Below are 19824 nucleotides of genomic sequence, written 5' to 3'. Positions count from 1 at the left end.
GATGTTAAGTTTCAATCATGCCCTTTGGTTATAGGTTGATTTTTTTTTGTCTGTTTTTCCGATATTGAGAGATTCACAAGTTAAACCGTTACATTTTTGTGTAGTAGGATTTGAAAATTTAAGCTCAGTGCTTAATAGAATGTTAGTTTGAATTATTACTAGGAGAATAAATAATGGAGGAGATTTTTCTGAAAAAGTTTGGAACTATAGCCATTTTAGCCGGTTTAATATTATCCATGCCATTATCGGCCTTTGCCTACAGTAACCCCTTTAAATTATCAAATTCTTGGAAATGGGATACAGGAGTGTTTTATGGAGAAGGAGATCCCTATATTTTAAAAAACAACGGTACTTATTATCTTTATGTCAGTACGGTGGATGATAAGAGTGGCGTAAAAGTTTGGAAGTCAGAAGATTTGGTTAATTGGGAGTATGGTGGTCTAGTGACGGAAGAACCTACAACCAAGGCTGCCTATGCCCCTGAGGTTGTATATTGGAATGGTGATTTTTATATGTACACTTCACCTGGGGGAAATGGTCATTATGTGTACAAAAGCTCAAATCCATTAGGTCCCTTTGTGAAGCAAACTGGTAACCTAGGCATGGGAATTGATGGTCATGTGTTTATTGATGATGATGGAAAATGGTATTTCTACAGTACGGGCGATCGAAGAATTGATGCACGTCCAATGACAGATCCCTATACCTTTGGTCAAGTATCAAACACTGGTGCAGAAATGGATGGCTGGACGGAAGGGCCAACGATTATTAAAAGAAATAGTAAATATTTTATGACCTATACAGGAAATCATGTATGGAACAAAGCGTATCGTGTTGACTATGCAAGCAGCGATAGTCCGATTACTGGTTTTTCTTATGACCTTGCACAAAATCCCATATTGCTAAATACAGAAGGGGAGAATGTAGGATTAGGGCATAATTCAGTCGTTCGAGGGCCAGATCTTGACTCTGATTATATGGTGTATCACAGTCATGCGAATCCAGGAAGATATATGAATCTAGATCGAATCGCTTGGAATGGAGATAAGATGCTCGTTCTTGGTCCAACTACTACAGAACAGCCTAACCCGGATTTACCCGATTTTAGTGAGAGGTATACCAAAGCCTCACTTGATGAAAATTGGAAAAATATAAATGGAGGAAGTTGGACTATTACTTCAGATATGCCTGGGTGGCTTCAACAAACGACAATAAATAATACTAATTCGTTTAAACAATTGACGAAAGCTTCCACTGCCTCAAACTACACTGCAGAATTTAATATGAAAGCTATTAAACAAGGATCAAAAAATAATCCACAATTGGGTGCTGTTTTCTCTTATAAGGATGAAAACAACTACGGATTAGCGGTACTAAGTCCTAAGAAAAATCAATTAGAAACTTTCTTTATTGTAAACGGGGTCGAACAAAGCAGCGAAGCAACGGATTTACCTGAGGGCTATGATTATTCTAAGCTCCATCAAATACGAATAGAAAAGTCTTCCTCCACCTTTAAGATTTTTGTAGATGGAATGCAAAAGCAAACTCGTGAAATTGCTGGGCTAAATGGAGGGAAGGTCGGATATACAACTTCTAATCTTCATGCTGCATTTGGCTATACTGCATTTAGTAATAAAGTGAACGGAAGCAACATCTTTAATGCTTATAAACCTTTACCAGGAAAGATAGAGGCAGTTCACTATAATGAAGGTGGTGAAGGAGTAGGCTTTCATGATATTACCACTGAGAATACAAAGGGAAAATATAGAAGAGATGCTGTTGATTTTAAAGTGAATTCTGAAGGTGGATATAACGTAAATTTAAATGAAAAAGAATGGCTCAACTACAATGTCAATATTGCAGAAGATGCTACTTATAACCTAGACCTCAGAGTATCTGCTTCGAGCGATGATGCACAAGTAAAATTAGTGTTAGATGACTCGACTGAATTGACAGTCATATTAAATATTCCGAAAACAAAAGAGTGGAAAACATTTTCGATTGAGGGAATTGATTTACCAAAAGGAAAGCATACGTTAAAAATAGTCGTCGAGGATGGAACATTTGATTTATCGAATATGAATTTCCAAAAAAATAAAGAAGTAAAACAAGTGTCATCAGATTTTAATGATGGAAAGAGTGAAGGCTGGGAGGAAATTGAAGGATTTTGGACGGTAAAAACAAATAAACCTAGCACCTTTGATGCATACAAACCCATACCAGGCTCAATCGGTGCTGCCTATTATATAACTGGTGGTGAGGGAGTAGCTTATCATGAAACAACTGCCGAAAATATTGGCGGTGTATTAAGAGGAGATTCTGTAGATATTCGTGATAATCCAAAAGGTGGTACTGCAGTTGGATGGAATCAAACAGGAGAATGGTTTAAATACAATGTCTCTATTAAAGAAACTGGTTTATATAATGTTCAATTAAATACAGCAACAACATTTAATGCGGCAAAAGTTCGTTTATGGCTAGATGATAAAACAGATTTAACGGGTGTGTTGGATGTTCCTAACACACGTGATTGGAATAATTGGCAGCCAGTTATTAAAAAAGGAATTACATTGCCGGAGGGCGAGCATACGATTAAGGTAGAGATAGTAGAAGGAGAATTTGATTTTACTAGTCTAGATTTTACTTCTTTTGATATTCATAAACCAGTTCCTGGAATCATTGAAGCCGCAGAATACAATCTTGGTGGTGAGGGTGTAGGATACCACGATAACACTGTAGAGGAAAGTGGACAAGAATACCGAGACGATTCTGTAGATATTCGAGTTAATCCAGAAGGGGGTTACGCAGTTAGCTCCAACCAAACAGGAGAATGGCTGGCATATGATGCTAACATTGAAGAAGAGGGCACATATGGTTTAGATATTCTTACATCTGCAACTAGAGATGGAGGAAAAGTAAAGCTCCTTTTAGATGATAAGATCGATTTAACAGGAGAAATGACCATACCAAATACAGGAGATTGGAATAGTTGGCAAAACATTTCATTAAAGGACATTTTATTACCAGCTGGAAAACACACATTAAAGCTAGTAACCCTACAGGGAGAATTTGATATTTCCAGATTAACACTCCACAGATTTGATAATCATAAGAAGCTTCCAGGAAAAATAATGGCGGTTGACTATATTACTGGTGGAGAAGGTATTGGTTATCATGATAATTCTCCTGAAAACATTGGTGGTAAATATAGAAGAGATTCTGTAGATATCCGCGTTAATCCAGAGGGCGGTTATAATGTAGGCTGGAATCAAGCAGGAGAATGGTTAAAATACAATGTCGATATTGAAAAAGAGGACAATTATCAAGTAGATATACGAGTTGCAACTGATCTAGAGGGAAGTCAAATTAGGCTTTGGCTTGATGATACTGTCGATTTAACAGGTATCATAGATGTGCCAACAACAGGGGGCTGGGATAACTGGGAAAGTGTTATTAAAGAAGATATTTCTCTACCAGCTGGAAAACATACTATTAAGGCAGAAATGGTAAAAGGAGAATTTGACTTTAGAAGTATTAATTTTACATCAGATAAAGGCGAAGAACCAACAGCACCTGAAGGGGAATATAGTACAGCACCTGGTACCTTTGCGAAATCGGTAATCGGAGACAGTAAGTGGAAGGATTATACGGTTGAAGCAGATATTAATATTGGAGCAGGGACAGGTGACGGTGGTTTAATTTTTAGAGTAAATAATCCAGCCAATGGTATTGAACTTGGTCAAAATAATCCAAATTTCATGCAAGGTTATGTAGCTTATATCAATAAGGATGGTGTTCATTTAGGGAAATTTAATTATAATTGGACATACTTAAAAGGTGCAGAAATCAATGACCCCTTAAATACATGGCTGCATATGAAAGTTGTTGCAAAAGGAACCAATATAAAGATATTTGTTGGAGACATGGATACTCCTAAAATAAATTATACTGACAACAGCAGCACAGCATTTACACAAGGAAAAGTAGGACTTAGGTCAAACCATAATTACACGAAGTTTGATAATTTTGAACTGAAACCTATAGAGACAACTCATTCATCAATTATGAACTATCTTGATAAGATGACAAAATCTGGTGATGTTGTTCAAAGTGAATATAATAAGTTAATAAATAAGCTGGAGCAGTCAAAGCATCATTTAGATAAAGGTAGATTTGAACAATCCATGAAACATCTTAATGATTTCCGAGTGTTTCTGGAAAAGAGGAGTAATTTATTAGAGGATGTAAAGCAAGTACTTGAGGCAGACTCTTTAAGACTATTAAAAAAAATAGATGATAAAATTAATGAATGATTAGGAGCTAAATCAGCAAATAGTTTATCAATATTTTTCATAAAAATCTAAATTCTTCATGATATACTTCAAAATACCTGCAAGGAGATGCCGATCTAAGAGGATACGGGCGAGAAGGACAACACAAAACCAGATATGCCAAAGCATATCTGGTTTTTTCTTTTCCTCAATAAAAAATATAGCCCTTCCGTTCAAATTAAATATTTGTGTCTGTCATGGTTTTGGTTGATAATCTTAAAGGGTGAGTGCCTCATTTTATATTATCAATATAAAACTAAAGAAAGGATGAGGAGGAATGAACAAATGTACGAGTTTAATTTTTAGCCTCATTTTAATTCTGATAACAGGCTGCAGTTCAAATAATTTTGAGATCAAGCTAGATACACCCAAATCTTTTACACCAGATCAATCTACTCCTATTCAAATGAAGATTTTCGATCGAGAAGGTAAACCAGTAAAGGGTGCGAAGGTTAGCGCAGATTTGGATATGCAAGGGATGAGTCATGGAGATATTTCTATGAAAATGCAGGAAACAGGAAATGGTGTGTATGTTGGACAAGCAAAAATTGAAATGGAAGGCGATTACACTGCTACCATTAAAATAGATGACAACGGAGAAAAGTGGTTGGGCGAAAAAAGATTCTCGATTGTTTATAATCATGCACAATAGTGTTAAACACAGGATTTTTATTTTATACAAAAAAGGGGGGACGGAGCAGAAAAACCGTCCCTCTGTTTCTTTTTCACCTTTGCTCGAAAATTGAAATCGTTTCCATATAATTTAATTGTTTACCCCTGAGCAAGTCTCAGGTTATAATAAAATTTATTATTTTGGATATCGAAATAAATGCAACGAGCAAGAAATACTTCTTTTATTGAAAGGCGATGGACATTGAATAAACCTAGTGGGAAAAAACGAATACAGCTTGCCATACTTCTTGGATCACTTGGATTGTTAGGACCCTTTACAATCGATACGTATTTACCGTCTTTTCCAACGATTGTAAAAGATTTTCATACGACCGCTTCACTTGTACAAATTAGCTTAACCTCTTGTTTATTAGGCCTGGGATTGGGGCAATTGATCATTGGACCTTTGAGTGATGTGAAAGGCCGCCGACAACCCTTGCTCATCTTTATTACCTTGTACCTACTTGCTTCAATAACATGCGCGTTGGCGCCGAATATCTATTTCCTTATCATTGCTCGTTTGGTCCAGGGCTTTGCTGCTGCCGGCGGACTTGTGATCTCTAGAGCGATTGTTCGAGACCTCTTTAGTGGGAGGGAACTGACCAAGTTCTTTACGATGATGGTGTTAGTGGGGAACCTTGGGCCGATCGTTGCACCGATTGCTGGAGGGGGGATTCTTGCTTTTACCAATTGGCATGGGGTTTTTATTGCATTGGCTTGTATAGGTGCGGTGCTGCTCTTCACGGTTGCTTTTAAATTAGAAGAAACGCTGCCAACAGAAAACCGTGTTCCAAGCAATTTACCACAAATCATGAACAACTTTGGTTCTTTATTCAGAGATCGAACGTTCATGGGGTATGCACTGACTCAAGGATTTACTGTTGCAGGAATCTTTGCCTATGTTTCTGGGATTCCGTTTGTCTATCAGAATATTTACGAAGTCACACCACAGCAATTTAGTTTATTATTTGGGACCAATGGATTAGCTTTAATTATTGGAAGTCAGTTGGTCGGCCGCTTTGCAGACACTATTTCGGAGCGGACTTTCTTAAAAATAGGTTTAGCCATCGCTAATATAGCGGGTGCCGGTTTACTCATTGCTCTACTATTAAACGCACCACTTCTCGCAGTTGCGATTCCGATTTTCTTTTTTGTATCTTCCATCAGTATTATTGGAACCACGTCTTTTACTTTAGCGATTGAAAACCAAGGACATATTGCCGGTAGTGCCTCTGCCTTATTAGGTTTGTTGCCATTTGTACTCGGTTCATTAACGGCTCCACTTGTGGGAGTAGCAGGGGCGTATTCAGGCGTTCCTATGGGCGTCATCATCTTTTGCTCCAGTTTACTGGCTTTTCTTTCCTATTTTGTATTGGTACGAAAAGCAACGCTAGGGATACAACTATCCAATGAGCAGTGCTCAGTAAAGAAACCCAGTATCTAAAAATATAAATTAAAAGGAGAACACATTTCGTTAACCAGCGAATGTGTTCTCCTTTATTTATCTACTATTAATCTAAGTTAAACGTACGGATGGATCTTCGCAGCTTGAGGGCGCAGGTTAGTAAAAGATAAATCCAAGATTCGCATTATTTTAAAAATTGTAGAGGCTTATAGTAAAATGATAGGAGAGGAGTGTGATAACAAATGAAAGCACAGGTGATTAAAAGATTTGGAGATCCATCTGTTTTCGAGATTGCTGAGGTTCCTAACCCTGAAGCAATTCCTGGGCATGTTGTTATTCAAGTAAAAGCAACAAGTGTAAATCCGATTGATACAAAGATTCGCGGCGGAGCGGTACCAGCAGTTGCACCAGAGTTTCCGGCGGTGTTACACGGCGATGTAGCAGGAGTTGTTGTAGAGGTCGGAGAAGGAATAACAGAGTTTAAGGTCGGTGATGAAGTCTTTGGTTGCGCAGGTGGTTTTAAAGGAACAGACGGTGCCCTTGCTGAATATATGCTTGCGGATGTGCAGCTTCTAGCTCCTAAACCAAAAAATGTTACGATGGCACAAGCAGCGGCGCTTCCTCTAGTAACAATTACTGCATGGGAGTCACTTTATAATCGTGCAAATGTTCAAAACGGACAAACGGTCCTTGTTCATGCAGCCACAGGCGGGGTAGGTCATGTGGCAATTCAACTAGCAAAGCTAGCCGGTGCCAAAGTGTTCACAACGGCTTCTTCTGAGGAAAAGTTAAGCATAGGAAGGCGTTTGGGTGCAGATGTGTCCATTAATTATCGGGAACAATCAGTGGAGGAGTACGTAAAGGAACATACAGATGGAAAAGGGTTTGACATTGTGTTTGATACTGTTGGTGGCGAAAATCTCGATCGATCGTTCCAAGCTGCTGCCACATTCGGAACAGTACTAGCAATCGCGGCCCGCTCAACGCATGATTTGTCTCTTCTTCATGCCAAGGCACTAACCTTACATATTACCTTCATGCTTTTAAAAGTAATTAATAAAGAGAAAAGGCAGGAATACGGGAAGATTTTGAGAGAGGTAACGAAGCTTGTAGAGGAAGGGAAACTCAAGCCTTTAGTCGATGAAAGAGTTTTTAATTTTGATGAAGTAATGGAAGCACATACTTTACTGGAATCTAAAAAGGCAATTGGAAAGGTCGTAATAACAAATGAATGGTAAGTAGTGGGGAAAATTCTAATTATCATATACTAGTATTACTAAAGAAACCAAGTTTTAAAAAATATAAATTAAAAGGAGAACACATTTCGTTAACCAGCGAATGTGTTCTCCTTTATTTATCTACTATTAATCTTAATAAGAACATATAGTTTAGGATTTTTCCTTTCAATATATTTTTATTAAAGGTTAATCCGTATATCTAACACCTTTTAAGATCATATTGACCTTTAATTTAGTACCTTGGACAATATTTTTTCGAAATTCCTTTGCCTTTTTGAAGGCATCCATCATACCTGATGCGAAAATCTTAATTTCTCTAGTACCCACTGGTTCTTCTAGAAGAAAAATATATTCTTTCATGCTGTTTCACCTCTCAAGTTGTAATTTTAATATAATTATATACGATTTTGTAAGCGATTACCACACTTATTTGTGAACGTTTTCACTTATTTCAACAATAGTTTGTTTAGGTTTATGAAAATGAATACATGTTAAACAGTACTATTTAGACCTAGTATGTCCTAGATATCGAGAATGGTAGAAAATACCTTAATACAAAAGGCCTGCAATTTTTTACAATATCTTTAAAATACATTAATGCTACATATAACTTCATTGAGTACAATTTCCCTAGTAAGTGTATGTATTTCTTTGCACTCTATCTATTAGAAAACACAAAAACACTCGTCATTCAGTCACAATGTTTCTACCAAATAAAAAGGAGACTGACTTAGGTGCCAAATTACAGGGGAAAATCAAAAAAATTGACAGCTGTTTTAGTATCAGCAAGTATTTTCGGAAGTTTATGGATGGCTCCGATTGATAGTTTAACCAAGGCTCATGCAGCGGAGCAAACTATCAAACAGGAGAATTTCGACCAAATCGCTAATGGAATGCTGCCTGCCGGCTGGAAGCTTGTACAGGGAGATGCCAAGGTCGTTGACGGCAAGCTAGTATTATCGTCTCCATCTTCCAGCGCTCCTGCCAGAGTAGTTATTCCTTTAGGAAACCAAACAGGGAATTACGTTTTTGAAGCAGACATGACGTTTCAAAGTGCAGTAGAAGACACCCGATGGGCTTCATTGATGTATCGTGTTCAGCCGAATTCTTATCCGTATTATCAATTCGCGATGCGCAAAGGCACTACGGCGTTGAACGGGCTGGAGTTTGCGATTCGGAATGAAAGCAATCAGTGGGTTGTGCCCGAAACGAATTTTTATCCTGAAAATATGACTTTTAATAAGACTTATCATATAAAAGTGATTGCAAGCGGAAATCGTGTGCAGCAATTTATCGATGGCCAGCTTGTGGTTGATACGGACCAGGCCGGGAAATGGACAAATGGAGATGTTGGCTTTCAAGCGAATGGGACCACAGTTCAGTTCGATAATGTTCAAGTGAATGAATATCCAAATGCCCTTCCTTCTTTAGCAAGTACGAACGCATTTCTACCGCAAGAAGTGAAAACGAATATAGTAAACCCGCCTACGATTATTTCGCAATCTGTTGCACAAGAAGGTGCAGCTTCAGTTCTTCTGCATGCAAATAGGAACGGGCAGGGGCAATGGACGGTTGACGGGGCACCTATTGAAAAAGCCCTAGATAACATCAAAGGCAAATTCATTCCGGTTGTTCAAGTGGAAGAACATGCGGATATTGAAGGTCTCGCGAATATCATGAAGGAAACACAGACACAGGATTTTCAAATTTTATCCAGCAATCCTGCAATCGTTAAAGAAATGAGGGGTTATATTAAAACGGCTCGCGGTGCCCTTCTTTACAATAAGACATCCTTCAATAAGAATGACATTGCCGCATTTGCGCGTGACATTCATAAAAGTGATGCAATGGTGGCAGTAATACCACAAAAATATCTTAGCCCTGATACCGTTCATTATTTGCATAGCCGTGCTATTTCCGTTTGGGGAATCGGTGCTGACGATTTGCAAGCGGCCCATTCGATTATTCATCTTGGAATAGACGGCATTGTAACAGATAAGCCTTCAGCTTCCATTGAAGCTTTGGGGCAGTATCCAGAGAATACCCTTGTGCAGCGTCCTGTGGTTGCTGCACATCGAGGCGTATCTTCCATTGCTCCTGAAAATACGATCGCTTCCTATCGAAAGGCCTATGAATTAGGTGCGGATATGATTGAGACTGATGTTCAGAGGACGAAGGACGGTAAGCTAGTCATTATGCATGACTATACTGTGGACCGTACAACCAACGGTAAAGGGTATGTAAAGGATTTAACACTTGAGCAGATTCGTTCCCTGGATGCCGGCATCAAGTTTAGTCCAGAATTCAAAGGGGAGAAGGTACCTACATTTATAGAGTATTTAAATGAGTTCAAGGGGAAAGATGTAGTCCTTCTTGTCGAGATTAAGGCGGATGGTATCGAGAAGCAAGTGATGGAGGAAATCGAGCAAGCCGGTATGGTTGATAACGTCGTGATTCAAAGCTTTAATGCCAATCATATCAGAAATACCCGCAGTCTCAACCCTGAAGTTGGCACTGGTTATCTTTATTCGTCAGGTGTACCATCCACGGTAGAAAGCAGGCTGAAAAAAGCTCAGCAAATGATGCAGTACGGGGCCAGCATGAACGCGACACTGAACGCAGACTATGGGAGTCTGAATCCGGAATTCATCCGATTCATGCGCCAGCGCGGATTCCTGAATATGCATTGGACGTTTAGAAACGAGGATCCGTTTGGCCAAGCCTTGGAGGCTGGCGTTGTCGGACCAATCACAGACTATACTCAGTGGCTGACGGATGCGCCGATTCGTCTGGAAATTCCGAACAAAAAGGTCAACCTGAAGGTCGGAAAATCAGCAACGATTCAGGTGAAATCCTTTGTGAACTATCGTGAAGCCAAAACGGAAAATATTTCGACGACGCTCTTTGTAAACAGCGGAGAAACAAAGGTGAAAATCCAAGGAAATACCATTCAAGCGATTGGGCCTGGAACGGTTAATGTATTTGCGATGCATACCTTCCAAATGCTTGGGAAGGTATGGCATTTAGTAGCTGAGCCGATTGAAGTAACGGTTACAGAATGATAAGTTAGACAAATGCGCCTCTTTCAATGGGAGGCGCATTTTATTGTTATCGGTAACGATTATCCAAATTCTATCTTTACCAATAAATAATAGATAATTTACAAAAAGGAAACATGGACTTAATATCGCTTTGCTAATCTATTAATAGGTTTAGTTTTTTAAATCCTTAATAAAAGAAATTAGGAGGCTTTGTTATGAGTAATCAGGATTCTAAATTAGAAATGGACAGACGGAAATTTATCAAAATCGGTGGAATGAGTACACTTGCCCTAACACTTGGATCAGCCGGCCTTCCAGCTGAATTGTTCACTGGCACAGCACATGCCGAATTAAATGATGATATCAAGCTTCAATTTAATCAGGACGGAAAACTCAAAATCGTACAGTTTAACGATACACAGGATGATGAAAACATTGACCGCCGGACTATACAGCTGATGGAAAAAGTGCTAGATACAGAAAAACCTGATTTTGTGGTCCTTAACGGAGACAACATCACAGGAGGCTGTGACACGCCAACGGAGATGAAACAAGCGATTAATAATGTAGCCCAGCCAATGGAGCAAAGAGGGATTAAGTGGGCCATTACTTTCGGGAATCATGATGAGGATTCAACGCCAAAAAGCGGCCTTGATGAGGAGGACATGCTCCGGATTTATATGTCATACCGATACAATATGAACAAGCCTGGAGTAAAAGACATTACTGGAACAGGGAATATGAATCTGCTTATCAAAAATTCCAAAGGCACGGATGCCGCTTTCAACCTCTGGCTGCTTGACAGTGGGAGATATGCTCCTTCAACGATTGCAGGTCAAGACTTTAAAGGTTACCCAACATGGGACTGGCTTCGTTTCAACCAGGTTAGCTGGTATTATGAGACGTCCAAAAAACTGGAGAAGCAATGGGGGCATAAGGTTCCTTCACTTGTATTCATTCATATTCCTCTCTGGGAACACAGATTTATGTGGTTTGGAAGTGTTGACGGAAGAACGGAAGCACATCATGCCACTGCTCTGAACAAATACAGCATTGTAGGAGAAAGAAATGAAGAGGAATGCCCGGGTCCAATTAACGGCGGCATGTTTTCAGCTATGCTGGAGAGAGGCGATGTAAAAGGGGTCTTCTGCGGACATGACCATGTGAACACGTATATGGGCAATTATTATGGAATCTTGCTAGGCTATGCTGGCAGCACTGGCTTTGGTACATACGGCCTTCCAGGGGCAGAACGAAATAGATTGCGCGGTGCCCGGGTGTTCAATTTAGATGAAAACACCGAGAACGTGCTAGTGGAAACACATATGGTGTTTGCCAAGGATTATGGAATTGATCTAACAGCCAATGATCAGAGTATTGCTCCAGCTCCTATTGATGAAAGCAAAAAGCATGAAAAAGTTATAAGAAGTTAAAATCCATTAATGATTTTTCGTAAAAATTAGTGGATTTAGCCATCAGTCACCCTCTACTTGACTGTGAAGAATAAATTTTAAAGCTTAACAAAGGATGCCATCTAAAAAATGGCATCCTTTAATCCTTTTAGTGACAGTTCAATCTATTATGTTTATCTACCTTTTTTTTTAAAAACACAACTAATACATAAAGCGAAAAACGCTAAACTCTACTTATTCTGAGTTTAGCGTTTTTTCTTTTATTCTATTAGTTTGAATTATTCTGAAATCACGAAATGGCGACTTTTATCATTACTTGCTATTGATGTTGTCGAACGAATAGGACTAATGTCTCTACAATGAAGGGTCTTACGGATGTATTCTGTTAAAGTAAGTCTTTTAGAATAATTTTACATATTTGTAAAGTTATTATATGAAGGAGGAGCTAAATGTCCATAACGTTAGGTAATGTACTAAACCCTGTTTCCCTTGTGTCACTTTCCGTTAATTCTCAGTCAATTGCCTCATTAGCAAGTAGTCAGGATCGCATGCAATATCATAAGGCGGTTTTGGAATCAGTTGGAATTACCTCTCTCTCATCTCTTGGATTACTCAATTTGTCCGGTAATTTAATCCCTCAGGCTGGAGTTACAAAGCCCAGCTCAAACTTAATAGCCACTACGACCTACTTTCAATCTGCCTATAAAGCTATAAGTACAGGAACAACGAAGAATTCAGTTCTTCAGCCTTTTGGCGGGCAAGCATCCGTTTTAAAGGCAGTGCCAATTCCAGCTCAAACCGTTTATGCTGCTTCTGGACCTAGCGTTACCACCCAAATTAACATTGATACAGCCTACTGGGTTGCCACTGAAATTAACATACAGGATAATACGACTGTCGTATTGAAACAACCACAACGATATCTCATATTAATTGCAGAAAAAATAACCGTCGGACAGAATGTCACATTTACATGGGAGCGTCCGACTAAAGCCAGTCCGGCGAAACCATGGAAACCTGGTACACCTCCACAAGCTCCGACTTCCTCGACACTCGTTGGGATCAATGGTACAAATGGAACGCATGGAGTAAAAGGGGGACGCGGTCCCGATGGTCATAGTGCGCCTGAAATTGAATTGTGGGTGTTAGACATGACAGGCTGTCCAGCCTTCGACTTGAATGGTCAAGACGGAACAGCTGGTGGTGCTGGGCAAGACGGTGGAAATGGTGGACAAGGAGGCAGAGGGAAGCCAGCTCAACTCGATTGGGCCGGATTCTGTAAATCTGGTGCTGGAGCTGGCGGAAACGGCGGCTCTGGTGGAAATGCAGGAATAGGCGGTGATGGAGGAAACGGTGGAAGCGGCGGAAGACTGTATATATATGCTCCTCAAACAGTCATTAATTCTTATATTTCAGGTTTCGACGTTGCCGTTGAGGGCGGCCGCGGCGGTGTTGGTGGCCAGCCAGGTAACCCAGGTTATGGTGGTGAAGGAGGTCCTGTCGGTGCTTCGGTTAAAGCAAATTTAGGAGCTGTATGTGGGCCAGGGTCGAGAACAGCTGGTTCTAGAGGACCGGATGGCTATTATGCAAGCCTAGGATTGACGGGATCCAATGGTGTGAAATTACCTGAACCGATCCGTATTTCTATCATTGATCCTGATGATTTTCGTCGTAAAATGCTTGAACCGGCCATCTTTGAATTAAAGCCTGCTTATGCTTTTGCTGAAGAAAACGTCAACATTATAGGGAACAGATTTACAAAAACAGATGAGGTGTTAATCGATGGATTACCGGCGAAAACGTTGGTATACAGCGATACATCTATTCAATTTTCTGTACCACTCATAAACGGAGGCCAGCATACTGTTCAGGTCCGACAGGCTGATGGAACACTCTCGAACAAGGCTACTTTATATATGAAACCGAAGATCAATTCCATTCTGCAAGATGGTATGGATAAAGAATACCCAAATCGAGTTTGCCCGGGCAAAAAAGTAACTTTGATTGGAAGTGGTTTCACAGACAACGCACTTGTGCGAATTCATGGCCAGGAGATGACAGATGTAAGGCTTTTAAGTCCGACACAACTGGAGTTTACATTGGTTCGACCTAACACAGTGGCAGAAAATACTTCTGGGGAGCAGGTAACCGCACAGGTGGTTCTCGCTGATGGAACGCCTTCCAATACATTTGATTTAGTACTTGATACCTTCCATATGCTTGTGCTTGGAGATTCGATTTCGTGGGGCCAAGGTCTCGGACCGCATGAAAAGCACTATTCACTTGTTAGCAGTGCAGTGAAATCACGGCTAGGAAATATCGGATCTTATACTCAAGTCCTTGCCCACTCAGGTGCGATTATTGGCGTTGAGGATACAAGTTCAAATTCAGCATGGGACGGCGAAGTTCCGACTTCATATCCGACAATTTTACAGCAAGTTGATCGTGTCGTCGGAGAACCTGACAAGGTTGATTTAATTATTTTAGATGGCGGAATAAACGATGTAAATTTAAGAGTAGTTCTTAACCCATTTACAAACATTGATTTAACTCCTATCCACCGTAAGTATTTTTTAGATCATGCAAAAAATTTACTCGAAAAGGTACATTCTACGTTTAAGAAAGCAAAAATCATCATGACGGGCTATTATCCACCTGTTTCAGAACATAGTGACTTAACAGCCGTTGAGGTATTGCTGGTTGCTTTAGGTGTAGCAACATCAGGCGTGCCAGGTGGCGTCGTTTCAGGATTTTTGACGAAACACCATCTAGATATTATACATGCTCGTAGCATGCAGCTGAGAAGTGAATCTAAGACTTTCTTGCAGCAAGCTGTAGATGAAATAAATACGGAAAAAGGCGGAGTACCTCGAATATTCTTTGCAGATCCAAACATCGGTCCAGAGCATGCTGCACTAACAAATGATCCTTATGTATTTGGCATTAATTTAGATTTATCACCACAAGATTTAATTGCAGCCGAACGTCTCGTTTCTTGTACAGAAGCAGGTTGTACAGGTGTAGACTTTGAGATTTGTAAGCGTGCTTCCATGGGCCACCCGAACCAAAAAGGTGCACAGGCATACGCCAATGCTATCTACCCGTTTTTATAAGTAGGAGAACAGTAGGAGTTTACAAGAAATTTAAAGAGATGGATAAAATCCTTTACAGATTGGCAAATGGTAGTAAAAGTGCTATTTTCCGGATAATTTTGATTGTTGAATGTAAAATATTAAAAGACATCGAAAATAATTTAAAAAAAGTAAAAGGAAGGGCAGATGAATCCTCATCTGCCTTTTTTTATGTCTTTAATATTCAATAAATTAAGTCAAAAAAAAACGATTAAAGCTTCTTTTAGGCACATTTTCGCCTAAAGAGGAAACTCGTATCCTACCTCTCTTAAATTCTAGCAAACTTAAATATAATTAGCGTGTTCGATCAGATGCTTTATATTTTGAAGCTGAAAAGCGCCATATATTCTATCTTTGGAGGTAAGCTCATGGATAAAATACTGTTGTAACTGTTCTTTATCCGTAACCCGTTTTACGATGCTGTTATCCGACCAATCGTGAACCTCTTTTTCATTTTCATCGTAATTAAAGAATACCAAGGTGTTGATCCATGTGGTAATATCTTGATCTTGTAAATAATTGGATAGGATGACGGCGGTCTCCTGAACCTGACTAATTGGATTTTCATATGTCTTCACAGTTAAAGCTCCCGACTCATCCTTATCAAATACGAGCGTTTCCTCTTTTTCACTATCTATTATCTCTGTTAAGAACGAAAACTTGTGGCCGCCCATTCTTTTTAATCCCAAAACGATGTGGCCTTTCCAGTGTTTTGTTTCTATTATATATATACCGGTTGATAAAAGGACAATGTGATCGATCTGCCGCGTAGTACCGTTTCTCTCAGGAATAAAAATGTTCGGCATAATAATCATTTCATCTGGTGAGATTAGTGTCTTTCTAACTAAATCTGATTTGAAATTTTCTAGTACCTGATGGGTAATGATTTCCTCGCCGTTTCGATAATTTTTCCGAATCACTTCGTTTTCGATCAACAGTTTTTCTATTTCACGTTGGAATGATTCGTTCAAACGCATGACCTTCTCATCGAATTTAGTTGCTGCCGTTTCCATCGAAGCCTTTTGCCATTCTTTAATGGCTGTTACTTCTTGGAAATGGTTGCTTCTCATTTCTTTTTGTTTCGCCTTTTCCTTTTTTACGATAAAAATAAGCCAAGCAACAGATCCAGCTAGTACTGTGGAAATAATTATCCAGGTCATTTCATTTCTCCTTGTCTATCAGATCATATTTAATAGTTTTTTAATAGCATTTTATCTAATTCACGGACTTTATCATAGGAATTTACTAATTTTTCAGGTACCAATGTTCTGCCAGAATCCCAAGCATTCTTTTCTATTTTAGCTAGAAGCTGTGCTTTTTCTTCATCCTCGAAATATTTTAATACCCTTAAATCATGTTTGTTATTCTTAAATTCTAAATAATAACCGAGTTGACGATATAGAATAATTTTAACACAATCTTCATCTGTCTTTTTAATTTTAAAGTTAATATTAGCAATATATCCATTAATTTGTAAATAGTTAAACTTAATCGTATTCGTCGATACATTAAAGCTCATAGGAGCAAGGAGTTTATTGTTCATTTCATAATCAATTGTTAATTGGTGCTCTTGCAAAGTATTTTCAATTATTGCCTCAATATCTCTTATATAAAGCATTTTCTCGATCGCTACCTTTCAAAATCTACTACTCTTATTTTTAAGAAATAATAGTAGAAAGTAAATCCATCTATTTTCCTTTAGACTTTATTCCTATCGCATGGAGTGGCGGGATATAGCCGCTTGCAGGGCCTTTTTTCATAGATTGTCTTTATTGGCGTATGGAAGGTAAAACCATTCATAAAAAACTATGTCTGATTTCCTTACAATATTGTTCAAAATATATTGAACAAGGAGTATATTCAGGTTAACAAGTTAACAAATGTGTTTAAACTTTAAAAATAGATAGACACTTCTGTGTAATATGTTATAAGATTAGATAAAGGCATTACATAATAAACAATAATGTTCATTCTATGAAGGAGGTTTGAAGGCATGGAATTATTAATGAGAAATATGTTTCAATCGCTTGGGAAGAATACCTCAGCTAACAAACTAGCAAAAAAATACGGCTTGCGTTTTGGAGCAGGGCGATTTGTAGCGGGGGAATCCATCCAAACAGCGATTGATTCCGTGAAAAAGTTGAATCGTGATGGGAAAATGGTCACTTTAGACCACCTGGGGGAATTTGTTTATACAGAAGAAGAAGCACAGGAATCAACTGCCATGTGTGTTCAAACCCTCGATGCTATTGCTGAAGCAGGGGTCAACTCCAATCTTTCTCTTAAAATGACATCGCTGGGCCTAGATATTAGCAGAGAGTTATGTATGAAGAATATGCGTAAAATTCTTAACCGGGCTAAACTCCATCAGAATTTTGTCAGAATCGATATGGAAGATTATGATCACTGTCAAGTATCATTGGATATTTATAAAGAGCTTCGGAAGGAATATGACAATGTAGGACTCGTTATTCAAGCCTACCTTTTTAGAACAGAACAGGATATCGCCGATTTACATCAACTGAATGCAAACCTGCGTCTCGTAAAAGGGGCATACAAAGAGTCTCCAACCGTTGCTTTTCCGGAGAAAAAAGAGGTCGATGAAAATTTTAAAAAGATTATTAAGCAGCATCTATTAAACGGCAACTATACAGCGGTAGCCACCCATGATGAAGCGATGATTGAATATACAAAAACGCTAGTCAGTGAACACCGAATAGCTAAAGAACAATTTGAGTTTCAAATGCTCTATGGAATTTGTGAGGATATTCAAGCAAAACTAGTAAAAGAAGGGTTTAATGTCCGTGTGTATGTGCCTTACGGGGTAGACTGGTTTGGTTATTTTATGAGACGGTTGGCTGAAAGACCCGCCAATGTCTGGTTTGTTCTTAAAAATCTATTAAAATAGCAATTTTATATAAAAAGGAGTCGGAAAATTATGACAACTGTAACACAACAAGCACCTTACAAAAATGAGCCTTTTACCAATTTTTCTCTGGAAGAAAATAAGCAACCGATGACTGCAGCTCTGGCAAAAGTGAAAACGGAGCTAGGCAGGAAGTATCCGCTCGTGATCGGCAATGAAAAGTTATTTACCGAAGAACAAACCATTTCCATTAATCCAGGAAATGTAGATGAAGTCATCGGGTCAGTTAGTAAAGGGAACAAGGAATTAGCTGAACAAGCGATGCAGGAAGCGTTGAAAACCTTTGAAACCTGGAAAAAGGTTGCTCCGGCTGAGCGTGCGGGATATCTATTCAAAGCAGCAGATTTAATGAGACAGCGCAAGCACGAGTTTTCTTCTTACCTTGTCTATGAATCAGGGAAAAACTGGGCTGAAGCTGACGCTGATACAGCAGAAGCCATCGATTTTATGGAATTCTATGCAAGAGAAATGATACGCCTTAGCGAGACAAGCATTCATCAACCGCTTGTAAAAATTCAAGGGGAAGACAATCAAATTTCTTATATTCCTCTTGGTGTTGGGATTATCATTTCTCCGTTTAACTTCCCATTGGCGATCATGGCGGGAACAACGGTCGCAGCGATTGTATCAGGAAATACGGTTATATTGAAACCAGCGGATGCTACTCCTGTGATTGCAGCCAAATTTGTGGAATTAATGGAAGAGGTCGGTCTTCCTTCAGGCGTCCTCAACTATATGCCAGGGGATGGAATCGATGTGGGTGAGTATTTGGTCGAGCATCCAAACACTCGGTTTATCTCTTTTACAGGCTCACGTGCTGTCGGATGCCGTATTTATGAAAGAGCATCAAAGGTTCAGCCTGGCCAATTGTGGTTAAAGCGTGTTATTGCTGAGATGGGCGGCAAGGACGGGGTTGTTGTCGATGAAACAGCCGACTTGGATGCAGCAGCAGCGGCGATTGTCGCTTCGGCTTTTGGCTTCCAAGGACAAAAATGTTCCGCGGGCTCGAGAGCGATTATTGTGGCATCGGTTTATGATGAAGTGGTTGAGAAAGTAACGGAGTTAACAAAAAATCTAACAGTGGGTCTTCCTGAAGAGAACTATGCGATTGGACCGGTAATCGACCAAAAATCAGTAGATAAAATCATGGGCTATATCGAAATTGGCAAAACAGAAGGCCGATTGCTTACAGGCGGCTCAAGAGCAGATGGGAACGGCTTCTACATTGAACCAACCGTGATTGCGGATGTTCAACCAAAAGCCCGGATCATGCAGGAGGAAATCTTTGGCCCGGTCCTTGCCCTAGCGAAAGCAGCTGACTGGCAGGAAGCGATTGAAATCTATAATGATACGGACTATGGATTGACGGGCGCTTATCATTCCCAGGATGAAGAACGCATTCAGTATGCCCTTGAAAACATGTATTGCGGAAACCTTTATATTAATAAAAAGTGTACGGGTGCATTAGTTGGTGCCCATCCATTTGGCGGATTCAACATGTCAGGAACCGATTCAAAAGCTGGAGGATACGATTACCTGCTGTTGTTTACGCAAGCGAAACTGAAATCTAGAAAAATTTAATCACATCCTAACAAGATGGGTATGGGGTTATAGAATAGTTTTGTGAAAAAGCTGATACCCGTACAAAAATACGGGTTCAGCTTTTTT

Annotated in this window: 12 protein-coding genes; 9 read left to right on the top strand and 3 right to left on the bottom strand. The window is 39.4% G+C overall.

The features are described 5' to 3' along the window. The first annotated feature begins 173 nt into the window (after nt 1-173). From COE25_RS18585 to COE25_RS18570, 4 genes are all read left to right on the top strand, one after another. Nucleotides 174-4313 carry a carbohydrate-binding protein gene (locus COE25_RS18585; protein ID WP_098933664.1) on the top strand — a complete coding sequence of 1380 codons (4140 nt, stop codon included), beginning with the start codon at nt 174-176 and terminating at the stop codon, nt 4311-4313. A gap of 295 nt (nt 4314-4608) precedes the next feature. Beyond that, a complete protein-coding gene (locus COE25_RS18580; protein WP_098933663.1) occupies nt 4609-4983 on the top strand; it encodes a FixH family protein in 375 nt (124 codons plus the stop codon). Between the two features lie 222 nt (nt 4984-5205). Next, nucleotides 5206-6447 (top strand): Bcr/CflA family multidrug efflux MFS transporter, encoded by a 1242-nt coding sequence (locus COE25_RS18575; RefSeq protein ID WP_098933760.1) that lies wholly within the window; start codon nt 5206-5208, stop codon nt 6445-6447. 203 nt (nt 6448-6650) lie between these two features. Continuing rightward, entirely contained in the window at nt 6651-7646 is a 996-nt protein-coding gene (locus COE25_RS18570) for a zinc-dependent alcohol dehydrogenase family protein (protein ID WP_098933662.1), read from the top strand. A 186-nt stretch (nt 7647-7832) separates the two neighbouring features. Here COE25_RS18570 and COE25_RS30850 read toward each other — a convergent pair whose 3' ends face one another. Beyond that, on the bottom strand, nt 7833-8006 hold the full coding sequence (locus tag COE25_RS30850) for a hypothetical protein (protein ID WP_179195840.1): 174 nt from the start codon (nt 8004-8006) through the stop codon (nt 7833-7835). 374 nt (nt 8007-8380) lie between these two features. Between COE25_RS30850 and COE25_RS18565 the strand changes: the two genes are divergently transcribed. The 3 genes from COE25_RS18565 (at nt 8381) to COE25_RS18555 (ending at nt 15212) form a co-directional block, all read left to right on the top strand. Further along, a complete protein-coding gene (locus COE25_RS18565; protein WP_098933661.1) occupies nt 8381-10708 on the top strand; it encodes a glycerophosphodiester phosphodiesterase family protein in 2328 nt (775 codons plus the stop codon). Between the two features lie 194 nt (nt 10709-10902). Next, on the top strand, nt 10903-12120 hold the full coding sequence (locus COE25_RS18560; protein WP_098933660.1) for a metallophosphoesterase family protein: 1218 nt from the start codon (nt 10903-10905) through the stop codon (nt 12118-12120). 428 nt (nt 12121-12548) lie between these two features. Beyond that, nucleotides 12549-15212 carry an IPT/TIG domain-containing protein gene (locus COE25_RS18555; protein WP_098933659.1) on the top strand — a complete coding sequence of 888 codons (2664 nt, stop codon included), beginning with the start codon at nt 12549-12551 and terminating at the stop codon, nt 15210-15212. A gap of 302 nt (nt 15213-15514) precedes the next feature. Here the strand turns inward: COE25_RS18555 and COE25_RS18550 are convergent, their stop codons facing one another. Then, nucleotides 15515-16390, bottom strand: a complete 876-nt coding sequence (locus tag COE25_RS18550) for a nuclease-related domain-containing protein (protein ID WP_098933658.1) — start codon at nt 16388-16390, stop codon at nt 15515-15517. A gap of 29 nt (nt 16391-16419) precedes the next feature. Continuing rightward, nucleotides 16420-16848: a hypothetical protein gene (locus tag COE25_RS18545; RefSeq protein WP_088087610.1), complete on the bottom strand. Its 429-nt coding sequence runs from the start codon at nt 16846-16848 to the stop codon at nt 16420-16422. Nucleotides 16849-17223: 375 nt separating this feature from the next. Between COE25_RS18545 and COE25_RS18540 the strand changes: the two genes are divergently transcribed. Both COE25_RS18540 and pruA read left to right on the top strand, forming a co-directional pair. Further along, on the top strand, nt 17224-18138 hold the full coding sequence (locus tag COE25_RS18540) for a proline dehydrogenase family protein (RefSeq protein ID WP_098933657.1): 915 nt from the start codon (nt 17224-17226) through the stop codon (nt 18136-18138). 30 nt (nt 18139-18168) lie between these two features. Further along, on the top strand, nt 18169-19737 hold the full coding sequence (gene pruA / locus COE25_RS18535; protein WP_098933656.1) for an L-glutamate gamma-semialdehyde dehydrogenase: 1569 nt from the start codon (nt 18169-18171) through the stop codon (nt 19735-19737). The last annotated feature ends 87 nt before the right edge of the window (nt 19738-19824 follow it).

The organism is Bacillus sp. AFS031507 (assembly GCF_002584635.1).
In the GTDB taxonomy this organism is placed as follows: Bacteria; Bacillota; Bacilli; order Bacillales; family Cytobacillaceae; genus Neobacillus.
The sequence above is the reverse complement of the archived record's forward strand: the minus strand, read 5'-3'. Positions and strand labels throughout refer to the sequence as shown.